Origin of the sequence: Microbulbifer sp. TYP-18 (assembly GCF_040932045.1) — a bacterium.
Classification (GTDB): Bacteria; Pseudomonadota; Gammaproteobacteria; order Pseudomonadales; family Cellvibrionaceae; genus Microbulbifer.
Genome location: NZ_JBFRBC010000014.1, coordinates 72,430 through 94,038 on the forward strand (window position 1 = coordinate 72,430; position 21,609 = coordinate 94,038).

The 21,609-nt window shown below is 50.7% G+C and carries 19 protein-coding genes and 1 tRNA gene; 15 read left to right on the plus strand and 5 right to left on the minus strand.

Annotation, left to right across the window (positions count from 1 at the left end):
• Positions 1 to 33: 33 nt before the first annotated feature.
• The gene (locus tag ABVT36_RS12385) at positions 34 to 1,098 is read left to right on the plus strand and encodes a type 1 glutamine amidotransferase domain-containing protein (protein WP_368456854.1); all 1,065 of its coding nucleotides are present in this window, start codon (positions 34 to 36) and stop codon (positions 1,096 to 1,098) included.
• Between the two features lie 354 nt (positions 1,099 to 1,452).
• On the opposite strand, the gene folK is transcribed toward ABVT36_RS12385, so the two are convergent.
• Genes folK through tsaD form a run of 3 tightly spaced genes read right to left on the minus strand, consistent with a single transcriptional unit; the run spans position 1,453 to position 3,365 of the window.
• A complete protein-coding gene (gene folK, locus ABVT36_RS12390; protein ID WP_368456855.1) occupies positions 1,453 to 1,944 on the minus strand; it encodes a 2-amino-4-hydroxy-6-hydroxymethyldihydropteridine diphosphokinase in 492 nt (163 codons plus the stop codon).
• Between the two features lie 2 nt (positions 1,945 to 1,946).
• Entirely contained in the window at positions 1,947 to 2,327 is a 381-nt protein-coding gene (gene folB, locus ABVT36_RS12395) for a dihydroneopterin aldolase (protein WP_367150976.1), read from the minus strand.
• A 15-nt stretch (positions 2,328 to 2,342) separates the two neighbouring features.
• Positions 2,343 to 3,365: a tRNA (adenosine(37)-N6)-threonylcarbamoyltransferase complex transferase subunit TsaD gene (tsaD, locus tag ABVT36_RS12400; protein ID WP_368456856.1), complete on the minus strand. Its 1,023-nt coding sequence runs from the start codon at positions 3,363 to 3,365 to the stop codon at positions 2,343 to 2,345.
• Positions 3,366 to 3,532: 167 nt separating this feature from the next.
• Between tsaD and rpsU the strand changes: the two genes are divergently transcribed.
• From rpsU to ABVT36_RS12435, 7 genes are all read left to right on the plus strand, one after another.
• On the plus strand, positions 3,533 to 3,748 hold the full coding sequence (rpsU, locus tag ABVT36_RS12405; RefSeq protein ID WP_367150974.1) for a 30S ribosomal protein S21: 216 nt from the start codon (positions 3,533 to 3,535) through the stop codon (positions 3,746 to 3,748).
• Positions 3,749 to 3,939: 191 nt separating this feature from the next.
• Positions 3,940 to 4,386, plus strand: coding sequence for a GatB/YqeY domain-containing protein (locus ABVT36_RS12410; protein ID WP_367150973.1), 447 nt, complete (start codon positions 3,940 to 3,942; stop codon positions 4,384 to 4,386).
• Between the two features lie 17 nt (positions 4,387 to 4,403).
• Positions 4,404 to 6,362 carry a DNA primase gene (gene dnaG / locus ABVT36_RS12415; protein ID WP_368456857.1) on the plus strand — a complete coding sequence of 653 codons (1,959 nt, stop codon included), beginning with the start codon at positions 4,404 to 4,406 and terminating at the stop codon, positions 6,360 to 6,362.
• Positions 6,363 to 6,595: 233 nt separating this feature from the next.
• Positions 6,596 to 8,449 (plus strand): RNA polymerase sigma factor RpoD, encoded by a 1,854-nt coding sequence (rpoD, locus tag ABVT36_RS12420; protein WP_368456858.1) that lies wholly within the window; start codon positions 6,596 to 6,598, stop codon positions 8,447 to 8,449.
• A 99-nt stretch (positions 8,450 to 8,548) separates the two neighbouring features.
• Complete coding sequence (locus ABVT36_RS12425) at positions 8,549 to 8,938, plus strand: diacylglycerol kinase (protein ID WP_367150970.1); 390 nt, start codon at positions 8,549 to 8,551, stop codon at positions 8,936 to 8,938.
• 484 nt (positions 8,939 to 9,422) lie between these two features.
• Complete coding sequence (locus ABVT36_RS12430; protein WP_368456859.1) at positions 9,423 to 10,454, plus strand: autotransporter outer membrane beta-barrel domain-containing protein; 1,032 nt, start codon at positions 9,423 to 9,425, stop codon at positions 10,452 to 10,454.
• A 333-nt stretch (positions 10,455 to 10,787) separates the two neighbouring features.
• Positions 10,788 to 10,864: transfer RNA gene (locus ABVT36_RS12435), tRNA-Ile, on the plus strand.
• A gap of 307 nt (positions 10,865 to 11,171) precedes the next feature.
• Here ABVT36_RS12435 and ABVT36_RS12440 read toward each other — a convergent pair.
• Together ABVT36_RS12440 and ABVT36_RS12445 are read right to left on the minus strand one after the other, a co-directional pair.
• The gene (locus ABVT36_RS12440; protein WP_368456860.1) at positions 11,172 to 12,473 is read right to left on the minus strand and encodes an alpha/beta hydrolase-fold protein; all 1,302 of its coding nucleotides are present in this window, start codon (positions 12,471 to 12,473) and stop codon (positions 11,172 to 11,174) included.
• A 118-nt stretch (positions 12,474 to 12,591) separates the two neighbouring features.
• Positions 12,592 to 12,936, minus strand: coding sequence for a hypothetical protein (locus ABVT36_RS12445; protein WP_368456861.1), 345 nt, complete (start codon positions 12,934 to 12,936; stop codon positions 12,592 to 12,594).
• 2,136 nt (positions 12,937 to 15,072) lie between these two features.
• Between ABVT36_RS12445 and rfaH the strand changes: the two genes are divergently transcribed.
• From rfaH to ABVT36_RS12480, 7 genes are all read left to right on the plus strand, one after another.
• Positions 15,073 to 15,579, plus strand: a complete 507-nt coding sequence (rfaH, locus tag ABVT36_RS12450) for a transcription/translation regulatory transformer protein RfaH (protein WP_368456862.1) — start codon at positions 15,073 to 15,075, stop codon at positions 15,577 to 15,579.
• Between the two features lie 515 nt (positions 15,580 to 16,094).
• Positions 16,095 to 16,463, plus strand: a complete 369-nt coding sequence (locus ABVT36_RS12455; RefSeq protein WP_368456863.1) for a hypothetical protein — start codon at positions 16,095 to 16,097, stop codon at positions 16,461 to 16,463.
• A gap of 91 nt (positions 16,464 to 16,554) precedes the next feature.
• Complete coding sequence (locus ABVT36_RS12460) at positions 16,555 to 16,785, plus strand: MbtH family protein (RefSeq protein ID WP_367152589.1); 231 nt, start codon at positions 16,555 to 16,557, stop codon at positions 16,783 to 16,785.
• A gap of 491 nt (positions 16,786 to 17,276) precedes the next feature.
• Positions 17,277 to 18,050, plus strand: a complete 774-nt coding sequence (locus tag ABVT36_RS12465; protein ID WP_368456864.1) for a thioesterase II family protein — start codon at positions 17,277 to 17,279, stop codon at positions 18,048 to 18,050.
• A gap of 805 nt (positions 18,051 to 18,855) precedes the next feature.
• Positions 18,856 to 19,143, plus strand: a complete 288-nt coding sequence (locus ABVT36_RS12470; RefSeq protein WP_367152593.1) for an acyl carrier protein — start codon at positions 18,856 to 18,858, stop codon at positions 19,141 to 19,143.
• A 59-nt stretch (positions 19,144 to 19,202) separates the two neighbouring features.
• The gene (locus ABVT36_RS12475; RefSeq protein ID WP_367152594.1) at positions 19,203 to 20,120 is read left to right on the plus strand and encodes a chlorinating enzyme; all 918 of its coding nucleotides are present in this window, start codon (positions 19,203 to 19,205) and stop codon (positions 20,118 to 20,120) included.
• Positions 20,121 to 20,662: 542 nt separating this feature from the next.
• Positions 20,663 to 20,899, plus strand: coding sequence for an MbtH family protein (locus tag ABVT36_RS12480; protein ID WP_367152596.1), 237 nt, complete (start codon positions 20,663 to 20,665; stop codon positions 20,897 to 20,899).
• Positions 20,900 to 21,609: the final 710 nt, after the last annotated feature.

Consider the following 21,609-nt stretch of genomic DNA (forward strand, 5'->3'; position numbering starts at 1 on the left):
TGTCTTCAGAAAATCACTGTTGCGGAGATTGTCATGTTAAAAAAATCCTTTATTGCACTGCTTATGGTGAGCGGCCTGTGTTTGGGATTATTTCTTTGGCTCAAGAGTCTGATCCCCCAGCCTGATCAGGATTTTTCCCAGATACAGCCCGGCGAGCTGCGTTACTTAAAACAGAAGCCCAGTCAGTCTCGCGGGAAGGTGCTGGTAGTGGTGACCAGTACCGGGACCATGGGTGCATCTGGCAAAGCGGCCGGCTATGAGTTGACCGAACTGGCCCGCCCCTATTATGTATTTCTGGCCAACGGGTTTGGCGTCGATATCGCCAGTCCTCAGGGCGGCCAGCCACCGGTGGTGATCGACCGGGACGATCTGGGGCCTTTCGACTATGCCTTTCTCAATGATCCCCAAGCCCAGTACAAGGTCAACTACAGCATTCCCATAGCGCAGGCATCCGCCAAGGACTACCAGGCGATTTTTTTTGTCGGGGGTAAGGGCACCATGTTTGATTTTCCCAACAATACCAGTATTCAAGTATTAGTCCGGGATTTTTATCGCAGCGGCAAAGTGATTGGCGCTGTCTGTCATGGACCTGCTGCACTGGTCCATGTTCGCATGGAAACTGGTGAACCGCTGATTGCCGGCCGCCGGATCAGCGCTTTTACCAATGAGGAGGAGCTGTTCCTCATTCCCGACGCTGAGCAACAGTTGCCCTTCCTGCTTGAAGACCGCCTGCGTGCCCAGGGCGCTATTATGCAGCCTGGTCCCGCCTACCTGGAACAGGTCAGTGTGGATGGACAATTGATTACTGGGCAAAACCCCTGGTCTACCTGGCAGACCGTCGAGCGGATGGTGGAGGCAATGGGTTACACCCCGGTACCGCGCCAGGTTACGCCGGCGGAGTATACCGTAGAGCTGCTCTTGGCCTATGAACAGGGTGGCTTCGCGCAGGCGGCGCAAAAGTTACAGCAGTTGAACAGTGATCAGAGCACTGAAATCGATCGTCGCTTGTTGGCCATGCACGGCATAGTCGCCGCCATGCGCTGGGAGCTGGGTAAAACCCTGGATCTGCTCAGGCTTTTGCGGCGCAGCAAAAAGTAGCCGGACGATTCAACCGGTCCGGTCCAGCGGCTGGCCATTGGCGACCGTTAACAGTATATTCCGGATGGTCAGGGCGTCTTCCTGCGCGCTCTGGGCCTTCCCTTTCGTTCCAGCGCAGCTTCCCCACCCGCATAAAAAATAAAGCCCTCCCTGGATTTCCTTGGCCCGGTTTTGCGGCGCATTTTCGCAAATTATCCACGACAAATCCGGCAGTTATACGCTTGATTTGCACCCTGAAAATTGGGGCTGCAGGCAAAGGCTTTTCCTTTGCCTGCTGGTAAATCAAAGACCTGGGGTTTCAGAAATTAAAAAAGCTGCTTGGCTGCTATATAAATGTCTTTGCCAAGCCGGCTATCAAGGCCAAATAAACTCCACCGGCCACAGCTTTTGTGAAGCCTGGTCGTACTCGCTCCACAACTGGTGATAGGTCTTGTTCTCGACAGGGTGCACCGCATCCGGTGCCAGTTCCGCCAGAGGCTGTAACACAAAGGCATTCTTGGTGATTTCCCGTCGCGGTAGCCTTACTCCGTCGACAGTACCGGTGAGGTCGTTATAGACCAGAATGTCGATATCCAGGGTACGCGCACTGAACTTAGGGCCAGCCCGCAGGCGGCCGTTTGCGTCCTCGATCCCACGCAGCTGGAAAGCCAGCCGTCCTACCGGCAGGTCCGTGCGCAGTCCTACCACCAGGTTGTAAAAATTATCCCCCTGAAACCCCACTGCCTCGCTCTCGAACACACGGGAAACCTGCAGTTCACCGAATTGCGCGGCCAGGGCGTCCAGCGCCGCGCGAATGTGTTGCCCTCGATCGATATTGCTGCCGAGGCTCAGATACACCTGTGCCACTGTCATAGCTCCGCGGCGGCGCCACGCTGCGGGCGCTCACCGCGCTCGATGATCACACCCACGTCCCGGGAACCCCGCACGGCTCCGGGTTTGGACAGCCGCAGGCGCAGCCAGGGCACCTTGAATTCCTGCCGCACTATACCGGCGGTCTGCTCTGCCATGGTTTCCACCAGCAGAAACTCGCTGTTTTCGATAAAGGCGATCAGGCGCTTCGCCACCGCCTTGTAATTGAGGGTATGCTCGATATCATCCGTGCGCGCCGCTTCACTGATATCGAAAGCCATTTCCAGGTCGAGGCTCACCGTCTGGCGAACCTCCCGCTCCCAGTCGTAGATACCAATGATGGTATCCACCTTCAGATCCCTTATGTAAACAATATCCACCGTCAGTCCAAAAGCTCAGTTAGATGCCGCTAGCGGCCAGCGCGGCCGCACTTCAACCGCCAGATCCTCACATTCCCCCGCCGTTAAGCGCAGGCAGCCGGCATAGGCGATCATGGCCCCGTTGTCGGTACAGAATTCATGCCGGGGGTAGAAAACGCTGGCGCCCTCCCTGCCCAGGCTGGATTCCATCTGTGCGCGCAACCGTTTGTTGGCCGAAACGCCGCCCGCCACTACCAGGGTTTTGTGGCCGGACGCCCGTATGGCGCGGCGGCACTTGATCACCAGTGTGTCCACTACCGCCTCCTGAAAGGCTGCGGCAATATCCGCGCAGGTCTGCTGGTCCGGCAGGCCGTCGTCCCCGGCATGCTTGCGCACTGTGGTCAGGGTATAGGTTTTGAGGCCGGAAAAGCTGAAATCGAGGCCCGGCCTGTCGGTCATGGGGCGCGGAAAGGAAAACCGCCCGGGGTCGCCGCTCTCTGCCAGTGCCGCCAGGCGCGGGCCCCCAGGATATTCCAGGTCGAGCATCTTGGCCGCCTTGTCGAACGCCTCTCCGGCGGCATCATCCAGCGACTCCCCCATCAATACATAGTCTCCCAGACCTCTCACCTCCACCAGCTGGGTGTGGCCACCGGAGACCAGTAGGGCCACAAAGGGAAAGGCCGGGGGGCTGTCCTCCAGCATTGGCGCCAGCAGGTGACCCTCCATATGGTGCACAGCCACTGCCGGGACACCCCAGCCGTAGGCCAGGGCGCGGCCGGCACAGGCGCCCACCATCAGTGCACCGATCAGGCCCGGCCCGGCGGTATAGGCCACACCACCCAGGTCTTGTGGACTGGTATGGGTCTGCGCCATTACCTGCCGCACCAGCGGTAGCAATTTACGCACATGGTCCCGACTGGCCAGTTCCGGCACCACACCGCCATAGTCGGCATGCAGGTCGACCTGGCTATAGAGGGCGTGACCCAGCAGCCCCGCACGGTTGTCATACAGCGCGACGCCGGTTTCATCACAGGAGGTTTCTATGCCGAGGACGCGCACTTCGATTCTCTTGGAACAGCTCCGGGGGGCGCTATGATACCTGAAAAGAGGCTTGCGATTGCAGCTCCTACTGTTTAGAATCTGCGCCCTCGCTGTAAACCGGCCGCCGGAATCTGCGAGAGCAATTGCCGGAATGGCCGAGAGAAACAAATTTTTACAGGTAACCTATGCCCTCTGTACGGATTAAAGACAACGAGCCCTTCGATATCGCCCTGCGCCGCTTCAAGCGCTCCTGTGAGAAGGCAGGCGTGCTGTCTGAGGTGCGTCGTCGCGAGTTCTACGAGAAGCCCACTACAGTGCGCAAGCGCAAGGCTGCCGCGGCGGTGAAGCGCCATGCCAAAAAACTGCAGCGCGAAAACCGCAAATTCCAGCGCCTCTACTAATCGCCTGAAACGGCGACCTCATCAGGGGTGAAGGTCCCGGACAGCCAGGCTGGCTCCGGTGGCGCCAAGAGCGGCGTGCGAGTGTAACTCGTGCGCCGTTTTTCGTTCTACAGCCGCATTTTCCGCAGGGGTCGGACGCGCTATGCTTAGCAGCCCAAACCCGTCATCAACGCAACCCCGGAACCCCCACTATGAGCACCCTCAAGGAAACACTGGCTCAGGCCACCAAGGACACCATGAAAGCGAAGGACAGAGCGCGTTTGGCGACGATGCGGCTGATCAACGCTGAAATCAAGCGGGTCGAAGTGGACGAGCGTATCGACCTGGATGACGCCCGCATCCTGGCGCTACTGGACAAAATGACCAAGCAGCGCCGCGATTCCATTGCCCAATATGAAAAGGCCGGGCGCGCCGAACTGGCTGCCGTGGAACAGGCGGAGATCGAGGTTATCCAGGAGTTTCTACCGGAGCAGCTCAGCGATAGCGAACTCACCGAAATCGTTGCCGCGGCGGTGAGAGACACCGGGGCCGGCGGTATGGCGGACATGGGCAAGGTGATCGCCCAGGTCAGGCCGCAGGTACAGGGCCGCGCGGATATGGGCGCTGTGAGCAAACTGGTCAAGGCACAGCTGGGCTGATTGCCGCCACCAGCGCCATGTCCAGCAAAATACCCCAGCACTTTATCGACGACCTGCTCGCCCGGGCGGATATCGTCGAGCTGGTGGACAGCCGGGTAAAGCTGCGCAAAACGGGCAAAAACTACTCCGCCTGCTGCCCCTTTCACGACGAGAAAACCCCGTCCTTCACCGTTAGCCCCGACAAGCAGTTCTACTACTGTTTTGGCTGCGGTGCCAACGGCAATGCCATCGGCTTTCTGATGGAGTATGACCGCCTCGGTTTTCCCGAGGCAGTGGAGAAGCTGGCCGCGACCCGCGGCCTGGAAGTGCCGCGCGAGCAGCTGGCACCTGGGCAGGAGAAGCGCCAGCGGGAGAGCCAGCCCCTCTACCAATTCACGGAACAGGCGGCCGACTTTTACCGCGCTCAGTTGCGCAGCCATCCCACCGCCGGCCACGCCGTGGCCTACCTGCGCAATCGCGGATTGTCCGGGGAGGTTGCCCGGGCTTTTGGCATCGGCCTGGCACCGCCGGGTTGGGACAACCTGCTGAACGCCCTGGCGGATACCCCGGGCAAAGCCGAACAGCTCGAACTGGCGGGTCTCGCCATCCGCCGCCGGGATAGTGACGGTAATGCCAGGCCCGGTATTTCCAGGCACTATGACCGCTTCCGCAACCGCATCATATTCCCGATCCGGGACCAGCGCGGCCGCACCATCGCTTTTGGCGGCCGGGTACTGGGGGACGAGAAGCCCAAATACCTGAATTCCCCGGAAACGCCTATCTTCCACAAGAGCCGTGAACTCTATGGCCTCTGGGAAGCGCGCCAGGCCAATCGCGAGCTGCAGCGCCTGATTGTGGTGGAAGGTTATATGGATGTGGTGGCGCTGGCGCAGTTCGGCATCCGTTGCGCCGTGGCCACTCTGGGCACCGCCTGCGGCGAAGAGCATATCCAGTTGGCCTTCCGTCACACTGCGGAGATTGTTTTCTGTTTCGATGGCGACCGGGCGGGTCGCGCCGCCGCGCGCCGCGCTCTGGAGTCCGCATTACCGCAGATGCAGGACGGCCGCAGCGTGCGTTTTCTGCCGCTGCCGGAAGGTGAAGATCCCGACACCCTGGTGCGCCAGCTGGGTGGCGAGCGCTTCGAACAGTTGGTCGACCAACAGGCGCGCCCCCTGGAGGACTTCCTGTTCGACCTGCTCGGGGAAGGTATCAACCTGCGTACCATGGACGGCCGCGCGCGGCTGTCCAAACTGGTGGCGCCGCTGCTGGACCTGTTACCCGCCGGTGTCTACCGCCAGCTGATGTTCCAGCAGCTCGCCGCCCGCACCGGACTGGAACAGGCCACACTGGAAGAGGTTATCAGTGCCGAGCGGGCCCGCGCTGCCACTGCCGCCTCCCAATCCGGCGCTCAGTCTGCACCCGCTCCAGTAGCCGGGGATGCACATCAAAGCGTCGGCGATTCTATCCCCTCTGGACAGCCGTCGCCCTATGATCCGCAAGTTCCCAGTGGCGACCCCGCGCCCCCAGACACTACGTCGGTGCCGGTCAGGCGGCGCGGCAGTTATCGCCTGCCCAACGAGCGGATGCTGGTCGCCCTGTTATTACACCATCCGCAGCTGGCGGCACAGATTGCCGACTGCACGCCCTACCTCAACCACAGCGACCCGGATCTGCGCCTGTTTGGCGAAGTACTGGAAGTCATGCAACAGCGGCCCGACTGTAACCGCAATCAGTTTTTTGGTTTCTGGATGGCGCATAAGGACAAAGCATCTCTGGAAGTTCTCTCCCGACTGGCGGGGAGCCACCCGGTGGCCGGAGTACAGGGTCAAAGGGTGGAATACGACCCCGAAGCGGAGTTCGCCGGCTGCCTGGAGCGACTGGAAAACCGGGCCGAAAAGCAGCGTAATCGCCACCTCCTGGCGCAACTGCGCGACTCAGATGGCCAGTTGAGTCCCGAACAGCTCGCGCTTCTGGCCAACTGGCGCCGCGAGCCCTAGCGGCTGTGACACCAGTTGGTGGCAACGGCAGGGTACTCGCGACCTTCAGCTTTGCAGCCCTTGACTTTCCTCCGCCCGCCTCCATATTCTGCTCCGGGTGATGTGGACAGGGGGCCCTCGACCTGTACCTGTCACGAGCCCCGTGTCTCCGCAGATGCAGTGGTTACTGGCATCGCAAGTGCGCTATAATCTCCCGTCTTTGTCCCGTTTTTTTCCACTTTTCAGGGTTGTGCATGACTGACAAAACCCAGCAACAGACCTCCCGTATTAAGGAACTGATCGCCCGCGGCAAAGAGCAGGGCTATCTGACCTATGCCGAGGTGAACGACCACCTGCCGGAAGATATTTCCGATCCCGATCAGGTGGAGGACATCATCGGCATGATCAACGACATGGGCATCAAGGTGTTCGAAAGCGCGCCAGATGCCGAAGAGTTGTTGATGGCCGAAGGCGATAGTTCCGCCGATGAAATTGCCGCTGCCGAAGCCGCCGCCGCGCTGGCTGCAGTGGAATCCGATGTGGGGCGCACCACCGATCCGGTACGCATGTACATGCGTGAGATGGGCACTGTCGAGCTGCTCACCCGCGAAGGCGAGATCGCCATTGCCAAGCGTATCGAAGAGGGGCTGCGCGAGTTGATGGCCGCGCTCGCATACTGGCCCGGCGCTGTGCAGCACGTGATTGACGAGTATCGTCTGATCGAAGGGGGCGAGCGCCGGATACCCGATGTGGTCGCCGGCTGGCTGGACCCGGCCGAGGATGTCCCCCCCGGCGCACAGGCAGGTCAAGCCAGCGCTGCTGGCGAGGACACCAAGGGTAAAGACAGCGAGGGCGGCGACAGCGACTCCGATGAGGAGGAAGAGGAAAATGTCGGCGGAATAGATCCGGAAGAACTGGCCGAGCGGATGGACAAACTGATTGCGGCGCAGAAGAAAGCTGACGCCGCGATCAAAAAGCACGGCCGGGATTCGAAAGAGGCCGGTGCAGCAATGGAGGCAGTGGGGGATGTATTCCGCTACTTCAAGCTGGCGCCGCGGCAGTTCGACCCCCTCTATATCGAAGTCCGCAGCATTCTGGACGATGTGCGCGCCCAGGAGCGCAGCATCATGAATCTGTGTATCCGTCGGGCGCGCATGCCCCGCAAGACTTTCATCAAGGAGTTCCCCGGCAACGAGATCAACGAAAGCTGGATTCCCGCAATCATCAAGAAAAAGCGCGACTACTCCGACAAGCTGCGCCAGGTTGCAGAGGATATTATTCGCGCGCAACGTAAACTGGCGCTGTGCCAGGAGCGCGCCGGCCTGGATGTGGGCCAGATCAAGGAAATCAACCGCCGCATGTCTATCGGCGAGGCCCGTTCGCGCCGCGCCAAGAAAGAGATGGTAGAGGCCAATCTGCGCCTGGTGATTTCCATCGCCAAGAAATATACCAACCGCGGCCTACAGTTTTTGGACCTGATCCAGGAAGGCAATATTGGTCTGATGAAAGCCGTAGACAAATTCGAATACCGCCGCGGCTACAAATTCTCAACCTATGCCACCTGGTGGATTCGCCAGGCGATTACCCGCTCCATCGCCGACCAGGCACGCACCATCCGCATACCGGTGCATATGATTGAGACTATCAACAAGCTCAATCGCATCAGCCGCCAGATGCTGCAGGAAATGGGCCGCGAGCCCACCCCGGAAGAGCTTGGTGAGCGCATGGATATGCCGGAAGACAAGGTGCGCAAAGTCCTCAAGATCGCCAAGGAACCCATCTCCATGGAGACGCCCATCGGCGATGACGAGGACTCCCACCTGGGGGATTTTATCGAGGACCAAAATCAGTCCTCACCGGTGGATACCGCTACCCAGACCGGTTTGGATGAAGCCACCCGCTCGGTGCTCTCGGGTCTCACCGCGCGAGAGGCCAAGGTGCTGCGTATGCGTTTCGGTATCGACATGAATACCGACCATACACTGGAAGAGGTGGGTAAGCAGTTCGACGTGACCCGCGAGCGTATCCGCCAGATCGAGGCCAAGGCACTGCGCAAGCTGCGCCACCCATCCCGCTCTGAGCATCTGCGCAGTTTTCTCGACGAGTGAGCGACAAAGACTACCCGGCTTAGCCGGGTTTCTTTTGCCCTGTATCACGGCCGCCGCGGATCACCTGTGCAGCGCAAACACCTATAGGGAAATAAATCCATGGGGGACCAATTCGTCAACAAGCCAGGGAAAACCGGTATCTCACGGCTTATCGATGCCACCAGCTACTCCTGGCAGGGGCTGCTGGCCACCTGGCGTAACGAAGCGGCCTTCCGCCAGGAAGTCACTCTGGCTATTTTCCTTGTTCCCGCCGCCATCTGGCTTGGTGAATCCGGTGTGGAGCGCGCACTTCTGATCGGCGTCACTTTTCTCGTGATGATTGTCGAGCTGCTCAATAGCGCGGTGGAAGCCGCCATTGACCGCATCGGGCCTGAACATCATCCGCTGTCCAAAGTCGCCAAGGACACAGGTTCTGCAGCTGTTTCAATTTCTCTATTGTTGTGGCTGTTCACCTGGATTTGCGTTCTGCTGCCGCGCTGGCTTCCCTAGCAGGTTGTTGAAAAAGGCATCCTGCCTGTTTCAAAACATGAAAAGCGAAAAATGTGATTTTCACTTTCTTCCAAAATCAACGACTTAGACGTCGTCGATTTTGCCGGAACATCCATATTCCGGTACCAGGCGTCGAAATTCTTAGAATTTCAACAGCCTGCTAGCAGATTGTTGAAAAAGTCCTCACTGACCTTCCTCAACCCGGGCTTGCGGCACAGGCTGTAGGAAAGCAAGCGCTTCCGCCTAATTACGCAGGTTTTCATGGGCGACGATCCAATCGGGAGAGGTTTTCTATTGGGTGGCCGGGTGAATAAATCCCACAGGCTGGTGAATAGTCATCCCTGCGCTGGTGATAGTCCAACACCATTGGCGGTGTCAAAACCCGCAACATCTGGCGGCAGAGTTTGTGCAACGCAGCATACAACCGACTTCCCCGTCTAAACTTTGCATCTCGACGACCAATTAATAAACCGGGGATCTGTTTATGTCGCCACCGAGTATTGTCGCCGCGCAAACGCTGTCAGCCCTCTGGCTACTGGTATATTTGTCGGTCCCTGTTGCCCGCGCCGGGACCGCCGAACCGCCCGTGTCTGTTGGGCTGATAGCCCCTGCGCAAATCAAGGCGCTGGCCCAGCAAATCTCCCTGCAGGAAGTCAGCGGCTACCAACAGCGGCGGGGGGAACAGCGAATCGGTTACAGTGGCATCAGCAGCGGTAGTGCGCACATCTTTCACCGTGCATTGAACCTGGGTTGGCGCGGGACTGTGGAAAGCCAATTCGATGGCCGGTTGAGCGGCCTCCAGCTAAACAGGAATTTTTATGCCAGCCCAACCTGCCGGGGATCCCAGGAGCTAGGCCTGTTCGCCGGTACCAGTAAGGCCCGTGGTGATACTTTCGGTGGTATACCCAAGGGGGCGGATTTCGACGGCGGCCGCATTGAGCTGACCAGTTACTATGGCGGCGTTTACTTCAGCGACTATCGTCACGATCTCAGTTATTTGGATGTGGTGGCAAAAGTTGGCTATGTCACAGCCTCCATGCAGCCCCCTTCTGCAAGTCGCAGCCGCGTTACCGGCCCCCAGCTCACCCTGTCGGCAGAGCGCGGTTTCGTACTATCGTTCTCGCCTACGTGGAAACTCGAGCCCCAGGCCCAGTTAGTTGCGAATTACACCGGCTTTGGCACGGTTCAGGCCCTCACCGGGCCCGTGGGTATCGATAAAACCCCTGAAGTGAGCTTTCGGGGCGGCTTGCGCGGTTATCCATCCCAGAGTGCCTTTGAACTGTACCTGTTTGCCAATCTATGGCATACATTGAGGGGTAAGGATGACCTCAAATTGCAGGAGGGGCCCAGGGAAAGAATCGAACGGGGTGTTACCTGGGGCGAATTTGGTGGCGGCGTGACTCTGCTGGACAGCGCAGTTGGCAGTGTGTTCCTGAATGCCAGCTACCGCCGATCCGGGAATCGTGAAAACTGGAGCGGTGGGGGTGCCAACCTGGGCTTTAACTGGCGCTGGTAACTCATGTGAAATCCCGAAAGCCATTGATTCAAAAGGCAACATTGATTAGCATACCACCCGCTCGCAGCACCTCGGGGAAGCCGCAGGAACTCCCCACTCGGCAGAGTGGCACCAGCCCAACGATTGAGGGACGCCATAGGACCTCCATGGAGGTGTTTGCTGCTTTAGCAGGGTGTTGAAATTCGCAGAATTTCGACGCTTGGTACCGGAATATGGATGTTCCGGCAAAATCGACGACGCCAAAGTCGTTTATTTTGGGAGAAAAGTGAAAATTACATTTTTCGCTTTTCGTGTTTTGAAACAGGCAGGATGCCTTTTTAAACAACCTGTTAGGGGCCTTTAGCTCAGTTGGTTAGAGCATCCGACTCATAATCGGCAGGTCGCTGGTTCAAGTCCAGCAAGGCCCACCATCTTTATTAGCCACGCGAATCTGTGCGTGGTTAATATTATATGGCTCCCTAGCGCTCGACCGTCTCTTTTCTAGGGTGAAAAGTCCAGTTCAGCCTGAACTTCTCAATTGGTTTCATGCTCTGGCCTGCCATTCCGTGGGGGCCTCCCTTAAATGCTAATGCGAACCCTTAGGGGAACATTCGCAATCGAGTCTGCCGATAAAAAACCATGTAAAAGCGGCCAAGTTATTATTTATGCCCGTTTGTACTTCCTCCGGGGAGCTGAAGTGACTGGCCTTTACTTGCAAAAAACAAAGTATAAAAGGGTCTAATTCGGCGGGGTATCACCCTTTCCCGGCACTTGTTCTTCCAACTCATTCAAGTTGTGCTTGATAGCATCAACCTGGCTTTTGTCAAACAAGACCGCTAAATCCAACGCTTTTTTAAAAACTGAAATTGCTTTATGGCTATCGCCATTACTCGCATAGGCCTTTGCCAGTTGTCTGTAGGCAATTATAGAGTTTGGCCTGTATTCCACCCATCTCAGCGCCACGGCAATGGCCTCCTGAGATCTATTTTCTCTTAATAGCATAGTTGTTATGTAACTCAGCTTGTTTACGCTCCTCCAGCGCGTCGCTCTTGGTAGAATAGAAAAGCCGTATTCACCTGATAACGCTGTGTAAAAATTATCAATATTTTGCATAGCGTCGCCGGGCTGGGCTACTAAATCCCTATATTGAGGAGACCATTTCCTCTTTGGATAAATAAGCTCAAGAGCCGATAGCATGGCTTTGATAAAGGCATCATAGTGACCTTCATTCTCGATAACTTCGATCTTCAGTTTGAAATTATGCTCTGTATACGGCTTTAGCAGTATCCTTGCTTTGTTCAATAGTGTTGAGTATCTTTCATTTTTAGCGATGTCGCTATCTGCGATACCGAGATAAAAATTGGCATTCCTTGTGGGATTTTTCTGCATACTGTATGCAATTTTGTCGATAAAGCGCTTATCGGGAGACAAACCCATTCCCAACATATCCGCGGCGGCTAGGAAAACATGAGATTGAAAAAGTTCTGGGGTATGAAAAAATGTATACAAAGGGAATAAGCTACTGGTGGAAATACCAATAATCATTCTGTTATCCAAAGCCCTATATTCTCTTTCGAGGTAAGGAAATAACTCGTCTTTTAAAAAGTTGATGTATGCCGAAGAATCTCCTTCAGATTCGAATTTGTCAACATCTGTATGCGCCCACATGCCATTCAAGTATATGTCAGGCATGGGTCCACCGTCATTTAAACTTACAACAATGCTTTCAGGCATTCTTTCCACACTACTCAAATGCTTTACTATTCCTGTCAAAGTAAGAAAGAATTCACGTCCGTGGATGCCATTAATAAAAATAACAGGATATCTTTGATGCTTCGAAGCCTCATAAAAATTTCCAGGAAGATATATGTTCAAGGAAATATCTGAATCGAGAAAAGCAGAGTTAAAATTGACTTCCTGCGCATAACTTAGGGCTTTCTTGGCAGTGATAGTGGGAACATCTGAAGCTATTGCTTGCGCAACATCTGCAACTGATGAAATTAGAAATAAAGATAGAGATAGTAGTTTATATGCTTTCATTATTAGTTTTACTGTAATTGGTTGAATACATTAGTAAGCTGAATTGGTCAATAAAACTTAGATTGCCTGAGTTAAGATGGTTGACAGGGAGTCAACAGTCCCAGGCATTTATAAGATACTAAATTCTATCTATAGTAATTAAAAGTTTGTATTGAAACTTTTCATTCTTTCGGGCAAAAGCCCGGGGCATCAACACTCTCAAAATATATGTGCCACCGGTTTCGATAATGATAGGTTTATTATTTTCCATCACAGTATTAACAGGAGAATATATAATGACATCAAGCCTGTCTATGTCTATGCTAGTGGTGAGTTGATCATTTTCCGACAGGCTCAGTGAATACTCATCGTAGCTATAGCCCGCAATTTCTCCGGTATGCACCTCCCGGTGTATCCATTTATCCGGGTTTGACATACATCCGCTAAGTAAGAACCAGATTAACACAAGAGGAGTCAGTTTCATCTGGAATTGATCCTATACTAAAAGTCCATTACAGAATAGCGTCTCTGGTATAACCGAAGAGTTTCGACCCTGATCTGGAGCCTCTAACAGGCTGTTGAAATTCGAAGAATTTCGACGCCTGGTACCGGAATATGGATGTTCCGGCAAAATCAACGACGCCTAAGTCGTTGATTTTGGGAGAAAAGTGAAAATCACATTTTTCGCTTTTCGTGTTTTGAAACAGGCAGGATGCCTTTTTCAACAACCTGCTAATGTTATATTGATTCATACCTCGATTTTACTCTTACTTATGCTCCTCTTGGGTCGGGTAACCCAGTCGACTCTCGGAAGCCGGCACTGAGTTTGGTTAGCCAAAGTAGTTTCTGTGTCCAGGCCACAAGTCACGCCCACGGGAAGAGAAACCGAATTTATCGTCAACTATATATGGCGTTGAAATTATCCATAACTAACTACACTTGCTTGGGTGGTCATAAATCAGGCAATAAGATTTGATTGGATAATCCCAGAAGAGTCATCAAGTGCCAAAGTAACATGCTAGCGACTTTGGGCCGAAAAGAATCTAATACTCTATTTGAGGACAAGCTAAGTTTAATGACGAAATTGAGCAGGGCTAATATGAAAGAAAAATGTCAGGCTGGGCGTGGATTTATTTAGAGGCAGCTAACCTAGGTCATATATTAGAGGCTATCTATTTGTCGCAAAAAGGCAAATTGCTGAATTTCAGCAGCGGACCAGGGATTTTTCTTCGAGATTATTTGATAGATCGGCTAATGCAATAGTGCCACAAGTTTTTAAAAAAATCCCTTAGGCAGAAACCCTGTAGGTTTGATTCCTGGTCAAAAATTGTTGTGGCATTAGAGCACCGCCGGACAGCTAAGCTGCACCTGTCAGCTTCTATTGCTTGGAAGGAATTGCCAGACTTGCTCACTGTACACGGATAAGCTGCATCTATTTCGAGGATTCTGTCATAAATCTGAAACTACTGTAAAAATTTTCATTCCGAACAGCCTGTAGCCCTCATACGGGAAAATAAATGGTGATCAAGGGTGCCATTGTGGTCGTGTGAAATTGACTAGGAGCGCAAACTCCTGTAGAAATTGCACCGACATTGTGCTCTCACAATCTCGAAATTGAATTTGTACGCTGGATAATCAAATTAGTACTCAAAGCGCAGCGTACACTCAGAGAGGTGGGAAGGAATAATCAAAAAAACTGTAGGGCATTTGTGGTATGGTAGGAGAGAGTTTTTCTTGGTGGCAAAGGCGAAGTCGCGCCATTAGGGGAGCTATCCCTCGCAAACCCAACCGGTTACCTATGGTAGAAGGCAACTGCAGTGGTTGTAATTCAGGAAAGTCGGCCTGCGTGGCCGCAGTGGTCATTGACTATTCCCATAGTGCCTCAACCAATTACGACTATGAACATGGACCACTCCGTTTCAATAGCAAAAGCTCTGCCGATGAATCCAGTTCGCAGGTTGCCGCTGCAAGCCTGAGTCACAATAGGGCGGATATCTACTTGCAGTTGATGCCCGGCTGTGCCTTAGCGGGTGGCGCTAACTCCAAGCAGCTGAATAAACGTACGATCATTCAGCAGCACCCTATGGCATCAATTTATAACTTAGAGAAAGTCCTCATAAGTAGTGGATCTGTTACGGGCATAAAACCAGCTTGCTATGGGAGCAATCTAATGCTTCGTTACAGAAATAGATTCAGCTGCGGCAGCACGGGGTCATCCCAAAGGTCTTTAGATCCCAATATAAATAGCGCTAGTTCAGCCGGATTAGAGTATGCGCTTTCTGAGTTGTTGCAATCTGAACCAATTGACAAGTAAAGCATTAATGTCCGATGGGAGGTATTTTTAAATGTATCAATATGACATAGCGCTTCAAGTATTTGGTCCTCTGACTTGTAAACACGAATGTATATCATTACATATGGACGCTGAATTCTCCGATGGCTAAGCAGGACTCCAATGAGTTTGGCCGCGATAGGCTTCAGCTGAAAAGATTGGTAATTCCGAGCTGACTCAGCAGGAGTGATTGGTGTAAAACCAGCTTTGAACATAATGACATAAAGGGATGCTTAGTGCTTTTAACAGGAGGGAGTCTGTCAACGATATTTTTGGGGTGATTGAGGTATGGGGCGGTGGTATCTGCTGGGCTGCAAGCGACAACTCGAACAGCAAGCAGCAAATTTCTTAGAAAATCAAAATCACAAGATTTACTTGCCGATGATTAGTGTCAATAGATCAAAAACATTGACACCAAAAATGAAAAAGGAGCCTCTATTTCCAGGATATATGTTCATTTGGCTTAATAGTGACGAGGTCAACTGGACTGCGATTCGGTCAACTAGAGGAGTGCGGGATTTTGTCCGCTTTGGTCAATCATTGGCCACTGTGGGCATTGAAGTCGTAGAAAATATCAAGCAGCGGATCATGGTTGACAGTGCGTCAAAGCCTATGACGGCGAAGGACTTGAAAGCGGGAGATAAGGTTGCCATAGCAACTGGAAGCTTTGAGGGTGTCGATGCAATATTCCAGTGCAGCCGCGGCAATGATAGGGTCATTGTGCTTATCAATATGATAGGCAGTCTGCACCAGGTCAATGTAAGTGTTGACTCACTACGGCTATCAACCGCTTGACTACTTCACTCATATGTTGAGTCGATTATGACAGGCCATTAATTACTTAATTGCCATCAATGTATAATGCTCATTACTTGAAGCACAGCTGTCGGTTGGTATGGAAAGCTTCCTGTGCAATCAAAATTGCAGTTTTGCTTGAAGAAAGTAAGAAGTACGTTGTACTATGGCACTGATAAGCCGTGCCTAGTTGCTGGGGAGCCAAGCCCCCCCCGGCGGAAGCGTTGCCTTCAATAAAAATAGTGTAGAGCTGTGTCCTGTTGCATCACTAGATTCCACTGACCGCGAAAATCACCATTTTCGCTCTTCCAAACAATTGCCGCTTTAAGTGTCGCCTCATGAGAAAAACCAATGAAAGCAAAAGGCGGCATTCTAAGCTTTGAGCTCTAAATCACTAGCGATTCTTCTACAGGAATACCTGAGTAATTTTAGTGGTGTTTTTGAAACAGTGTCACTTTAGAACAAATAAAATTTCCAGTTAAGTTTAGTTGAAACCCTATGGAGAGGTTTAGGTTATGAATGAATTAGTGCAGCGCCTGTGCAAAGGTGAACACCCAATTGCCGCCGAGCGAAGTGAGTCCGCTATTGAACTGAAAGAACAAATTGATAGAGGGTTTGTTCTGCTGAAGTTCACAGAGACAAAGGGTGGAACAGAACTCGGAAGCCAGTTGGACAAGGAGTCCTGCAAGCTGGAGGAGGCCGACTTCGAAAACAGTACTGGACAGGTGCATTTGGTTGGGGATTTGATTCTTAACTATGACCGCGTTCGTTTGATTGCTGATGTTGATCTAAAGACTTTGAAAGGCAAGGGGCGCCTGGAGTTAGTGGAAAGTGAAGAGGAGATACTGGCTCGTGAGGCATCTAAAGGGGCAACTTCCCATTAACCGAACCCTAAGTCTTGCCCTGGTTGTGCGAATGCTGTAATAGAATTAATTGTTACATGGTAATAGTTTGAATACCTAAAAAGGGGATCTTATGTTTGGTGATGACGACGAAAGCAGAATTTTTAAAGTGGTGATGAATCACGAAGAGCAGTATTCAATTTGGCCGGCTGACCGGGAAAATGCTTTGGGCTGGAACGATGTGGGAAAAGAAGGGCTTAAGGCCGAATGTCTGGCTTACATTGATGAAGTCTGGACTGACATGCGGCCCTTAAGTTTGCGTAAACACATGGAAAAAATAGAGCAAGAAAAACAGGAAGCGTAAACCTGTTATGTATTTGGCGCCGATGTACACCTAACGCAACGAATAAGGATGATTAATAACTACATGGAAGCCAGAAGCAGCTGCTGTGTCAAATGCTCCATCAGATAAAGGGATCTCGCAGCCAGCCGCTGTTTAGTGATTGGTGTAAAAATGGTTTCTGCTATAGCCTCAGGAAGAAGGTTAATGGATCTGGCAGCGTATAGCTTCACAAATGGCGAATACCAGCAAGTCAGAGGTGCAAGTACTTCAAGGTCTCCATAGTATTTGCCCGTCATCAATAAATATTTAGCCATGACAAGCTTGGGGCGAAAAAATTCGGTTGGATCAAGAGCCTGCTGAAGTGCAGTAATTCACTGCCGCCACTCCAAGAGTGAATAGATCCATGATAAGTAGAGCGGATCTAAGTCTTATCTAGTCGGTTTATATTTACAGGTACCAAGCGGTTAATGCTTTCTCTAAAGTCGAAGAGATTCATGAAGCTAGAGGTTTGAATGTCAGTGAAAAACAATCCCTGGCTGGTTAATTACACTAATCGGCCGACGGCTGAAGTACGTCTGATCTGTTTTCATTATGCTGGCGGTAGTGCGTCAGCTTATAGAAACTGGCCAAAATTTTTGTCTGCTAATGTAGATCTTCTGGGAGTGCAACTTCCGGGTAGGGAGGGCCGGTATCAAGAGGACTTTATAACCAACTTTGATGAATTGATTGGCAAAGTGGTGGTAGCCCTTGAGCCTGTGATTGACAAGCCATATGTGGTATTTGGGCATAGTATGGGCAGCCTAATGAGTTTTGAATGCCTACGCCAGATAGGTAGCAAGGGGCTACCGTTACCATTATTCTATATCCCCGCAGGTCGTCGGTCACCGCAGTTTCCTGAAGATGAGCCACCAATTGCGCACCTTCCGGAGGGGGATTTCCTGACTGCTTTGCTGAAAGAGTACGAAGATAATCTTGGAGACGTTCTAAGAAATAAAGATCTTCGTGAAGTATTTATTCCTCAGCTCCGGGCGGATTTTAAGTTATGTGAAAATTATTGCTATAGAGAAAAAGAAAAATTAAACTGCCCAATATACGCTTTTGGAGGTGAGCAGGAGCAAAAGTTGGGGGAGAAAGAGATTCAAGGATGGGCAGCACATACGAATTGTGAATTTTTTGCTAAACGTTTTCCTGGGGATCATTTCTTTATACATAAATCAGAGTCCATGGTAGTCAGGGAAATCAATCGTTACCTGGCAATGTATAGTTTTGACCAAGTTGCAAGTTAATTTTCGCCCTAAAAGTATAAGATATAATTAGTTTATTGGAATAATTACAAGTTAACTTGATTGTATAAAGAGTTCGGGATATCCCCTGCTTTCACCAGTTGATTTTAATAGAAATGGAAATATGAAAAAATCAATTGCAATTGTCAAGAAATTCTCCTCGGGGGTGTTCGCAAGAGGGTGCGCCACTAAGTGATGTGGTTATTTCTAGTCAAAAAAGCTGTCAAATGTCGCGATAGTATCGATACGCTAAGCCACAATCGAGAAGAAATCAGGAAAGTTCTGCATAGCATTTGTATTTTCTTTTGATATGAAATTGCAAGTTTTATCATCAAGCGGGCAAAACCAGGCTAGAGTGTTATACCTATTGGTAAAGCCCGACAAGTGTGGTCGAGCGAAAGAATTCTGCCTACACTTTTCTTTGAATTATTCGAAAGCTCCGGCCAATGCGTATTGAGCGTTGAGGTGGCGACGTCAAGAATCAGGTATTTCCAGTTGAAGCCACCAACTATGCTTGACGATGCGGAACCTCGGCGGACCGCTGCAAAGTGCGTTGCTCTCCAAGCCAATAAAGCAGAACGGGTTCGGCCGTTGCGGTTAAGACCCATAGATTTGCTTGCGTCCCGTCAGTCTCCAACTGAAATAACTTTGACACTGCTGCCCAGTTAATACCGGCATACGTTAAAAACGAAAATAATTTGCTAATAACGGATGCTCCGAGTGGCTGAGCACTAAGATAGTACAGCCCCATATTGTTCCAAATCGGTTTACTATCGGCCTAAATATTCCTATCAATCGGAATTGTAAGTTGCAAATAAAAGTAATAGAACAACTAAACTTAAACAAAGCGAGGCATAATAAAATGCAAAGAGAAGAAGTATATGAGCTTATAAAAAGTTCTTTCAATGAAAAAGAAGCCATGAAGGGTATTTCGGATGACGAAAATTTTTTTAGTCGTGGCGTATCTTCCCTAACAGTAGTTGAACTGCAAATAGCTATAGAAAAATCACTCAATGTTACAGTGCAAACCAGTGACTTGATGCGAGCGCCTACTATTGGAGAATGGGTAGAGCTGTATGCATCGCAAAACGGTTAGCGCTCAAGTTCAGCTAAAATGTTCAAGCTAAATACAGTGCAATAATAAGGTTATAAGAAATGAAAAAAAAATTCAGTCTTTCAAATGTCGATCTGGACAAGTTTCGTCGTGATGGATATATAGGCCCATTTGACCTATATGATTCTAACGAAATTAAAGAATTGTATAATGCATCTCTGCGTGCGGACATGTTTGATCGTTCCAAAGCGATCTACGATTTGGATCATACCAGCAGACTTGCGGGTTATGATCGTCATTTGGATATAGACTTTTTCAGCCAGCATGTCATGCGTCGAGAAATTGTTGATAAACTGGAGCCGGTATTAGGGCCAGATATAATCTGCTGGCGTTCAGAAATGTTTCCAAAATACCCTGGAGATGAAGGCACTGATTGGCATCAGGCCGATAATTTTGGCCACGCCTCGGGCTCGGCGCAAATTGAATGGCCCAATGGCTCAGATTTTGGTGGTGCAGTGACTGTATGGACGGCGATTACCGACGTAACGGAAGAGACCGCGTGTCTGCGCTTTATTCCAGGTACACAGGAAGAGATGTTCTACGACGAATCCAAGGAAATGATCTATTCGCCAGAAAACGAGAATAAATTAGAAAAAGGTGGAATGAAACGGGGTTTCTTTGGTTACGATTACCGTAATTTACAAAAGGATCCAGATTGGACTCCGGACGACAATTTGGCAGTATCTATAGAGATGAAGGCCGGACAGTTTGTAATATTCTGGTCCACTTTGATGCATTCTTCTATGCCCAATTCATCAAAAGACAAAAGCAGACTCGGATTTACTGCGAGATATGTGCCTACAAGCGTTAAAATCTACCCAAATACGAAGACGATCTCAGAGTATGGTACTACTTTGAGTTTGGATAAGTATGGCGTGGTCGTTGTCTCCGGTGAAGATAAGTTCAAACAGAATCGTGTGGTTGCAGAAAGCAATCGTGGTTACAAATTTGCACTTTAAGAAGAATCAAAGTCATTAGAAGGGATGCAAAGGCTTGCAAACTTCAATATTTACCGGCGGATAGCTGGAGGTTATTTTGCCGTTATCCCAATTGAATTGACCTGCCTGTATAACTAGGAATCGGAAGACCATCGCGGCGATCAAATACCATATATTGGAAGAGGTCGTCGCGAAGTATGGCAGGTTAATATATAAAGCAGTCAGGTGACGCGGTATAAAGGTATGATGGGCCAAGTCGAGATAGCTAGACAGATATTCTGTTGTCAATGTAAGCCGTAAGGCGGCAAAAGGCCCGTTTAGCTAAAATCATCCAAGGGACATGAAAGCGCGTATTTCCTCCCGCCTAGCATGTCATCTTTCAAAACAGTATAAATCCATGTAAGGAAGCCTTTAGGTTGGTGGTTCTGACAAGAAATGTTTGGCTGTCTAGATGATTGACCTTCCAAGAAACTATGTTTTATAAAGTTATCGTCAAACTGCGGCTTAAAGAAGCGGCAAGCTTTTAATTAAAAATTCTTAGCTATGTTGGTAGGAGTATATTAATGTTTAATGATGAAGATGAAGATCGTATCTATAAAGTCGTATTGAATCATGAAGAACAATACTCGATTTGGCCTGCCGACAGAGAGAACGCTTTGGGTTGGAGGGATGCAGGTAAAGAAGGTAAAAAGTCCGAGTGTCTCGACTACATCGAGGAAGTCTGGACCGATATGCGCCCCTTGAGTTTGCGTAAACATATGGAGCAGTTAGATAGTAAAAAGGAAGTTGCTGAAAAGTAAGCTGCTTCAAAGTGCAAATAATAGACGCGGTCACTTATGAGATATTGCCAGAAGGCCCTAAATAGTTTTTTTGCCGCAATGGAATGGAAAAATTTTATTCCCGTTTCACCGAGAAAAATTATTGGGTCAACTAAGCGTAGTTAAATAAACTGCCGTATAGATGGAAACCACAGGACACAGCTACCTGAGCGGAAGCTTGCTTTACCGAGGCTTGTGTAAAGAATTTAAGCTCATCGTCTTTAGCCTTATAGATATCCTAAACCTTGTTCGAATAAATCATGTACTATTTTTGACATACGGTATGAGCTGCGTGCTTAGCTAAAAATGGCTTAGAAAAATAAACGGCAATAGGTGACGTCACCTCCACAGTTTATCGTCACCGATCGACTGGCATATCATTCCCCAAACTTGGCACCTACTATATAAAGCTCTCCGGTGAGTTGCTTTTCTAAAGCTTTACTGAAGGTTTAAAAGGTCGAATATGCGCTAGCCCCCAGTAGTCAAATACTTAATCAGGTTGTAGCCACCCCAATCAGAGTTGCCATTGATCCGTGCTAAGCACGCAATCATCGACTTAACGCAAACTATTCGATCTTTGCCTATGCGGAAGAAGAGATAGAGAAAATGTCTAAGGAAAGGTCGCCGGCTAGAAAGCAGCATAAATCCACGATTTGGCAAGCGGCACGCATTCTCAACCCTAATTTATCGAT

Excerpts from the sequence above, each read along its gene's own strand:
- ABVT36_RS12460 (WP_367152589.1), top strand. The coding sequence starts at position 16,555 with ATGTTTGGTGATGACGACGAAAGCAGAATTTTTAAAGTGGTGATGAAT.
- ABVT36_RS12385 (WP_368456854.1), top strand. The coding sequence starts at position 34 with ATGTTAAAAAAATCCTTTATTGCACTGCTTATGGTGAGCGGCCTGTGT.
- dnaG (WP_368456857.1), top strand. The coding sequence starts at position 4,404 with ATGTCCAGCAAAATACCCCAGCACTTTATCGACGACCTGCTCGCCCGG.
- ABVT36_RS12475 (WP_367152594.1), top strand. The coding sequence starts at position 19,203 with ATGAAAAAAAAATTCAGTCTTTCAAATGTCGATCTGGACAAGTTTCGT.
- rpoD (WP_368456858.1), top strand. The coding sequence starts at position 6,596 with ATGACTGACAAAACCCAGCAACAGACCTCCCGTATTAAGGAACTGATC.
- ABVT36_RS12480 (WP_367152596.1), top strand. The coding sequence starts at position 20,663 with ATGTTTAATGATGAAGATGAAGATCGTATCTATAAAGTCGTATTGAAT.
- ABVT36_RS12440 (WP_368456860.1), bottom strand. The coding sequence starts at position 12,473 with ATGAAAGCATATAAACTACTATCTCTATCTTTATTTCTAATTTCATCA.
- ABVT36_RS12445 (WP_368456861.1), bottom strand. The coding sequence starts at position 12,936 with ATGAAACTGACTCCTCTTGTGTTAATCTGGTTCTTACTTAGCGGATGT.
- ABVT36_RS12425 (WP_367150970.1), top strand. The coding sequence starts at position 8,549 with ATGGGGGACCAATTCGTCAACAAGCCAGGGAAAACCGGTATCTCACGG.
- rpsU (WP_367150974.1), top strand. The coding sequence starts at position 3,533 with ATGCCCTCTGTACGGATTAAAGACAACGAGCCCTTCGATATCGCCCTG.
- ABVT36_RS12430 (WP_368456859.1), top strand. The coding sequence starts at position 9,423 with ATGTCGCCACCGAGTATTGTCGCCGCGCAAACGCTGTCAGCCCTCTGG.
- ABVT36_RS12455 (WP_368456863.1), top strand. The coding sequence starts at position 16,095 with ATGAATGAATTAGTGCAGCGCCTGTGCAAAGGTGAACACCCAATTGCC.
- ABVT36_RS12410 (WP_367150973.1), top strand. The coding sequence starts at position 3,940 with ATGAGCACCCTCAAGGAAACACTGGCTCAGGCCACCAAGGACACCATG.
- ABVT36_RS12465 (WP_368456864.1), top strand. The coding sequence starts at position 17,277 with ATGTCAGTGAAAAACAATCCCTGGCTGGTTAATTACACTAATCGGCCG.
- rfaH (WP_368456862.1), top strand. The coding sequence starts at position 15,073 with ATGGGGCGGTGGTATCTGCTGGGCTGCAAGCGACAACTCGAACAGCAA.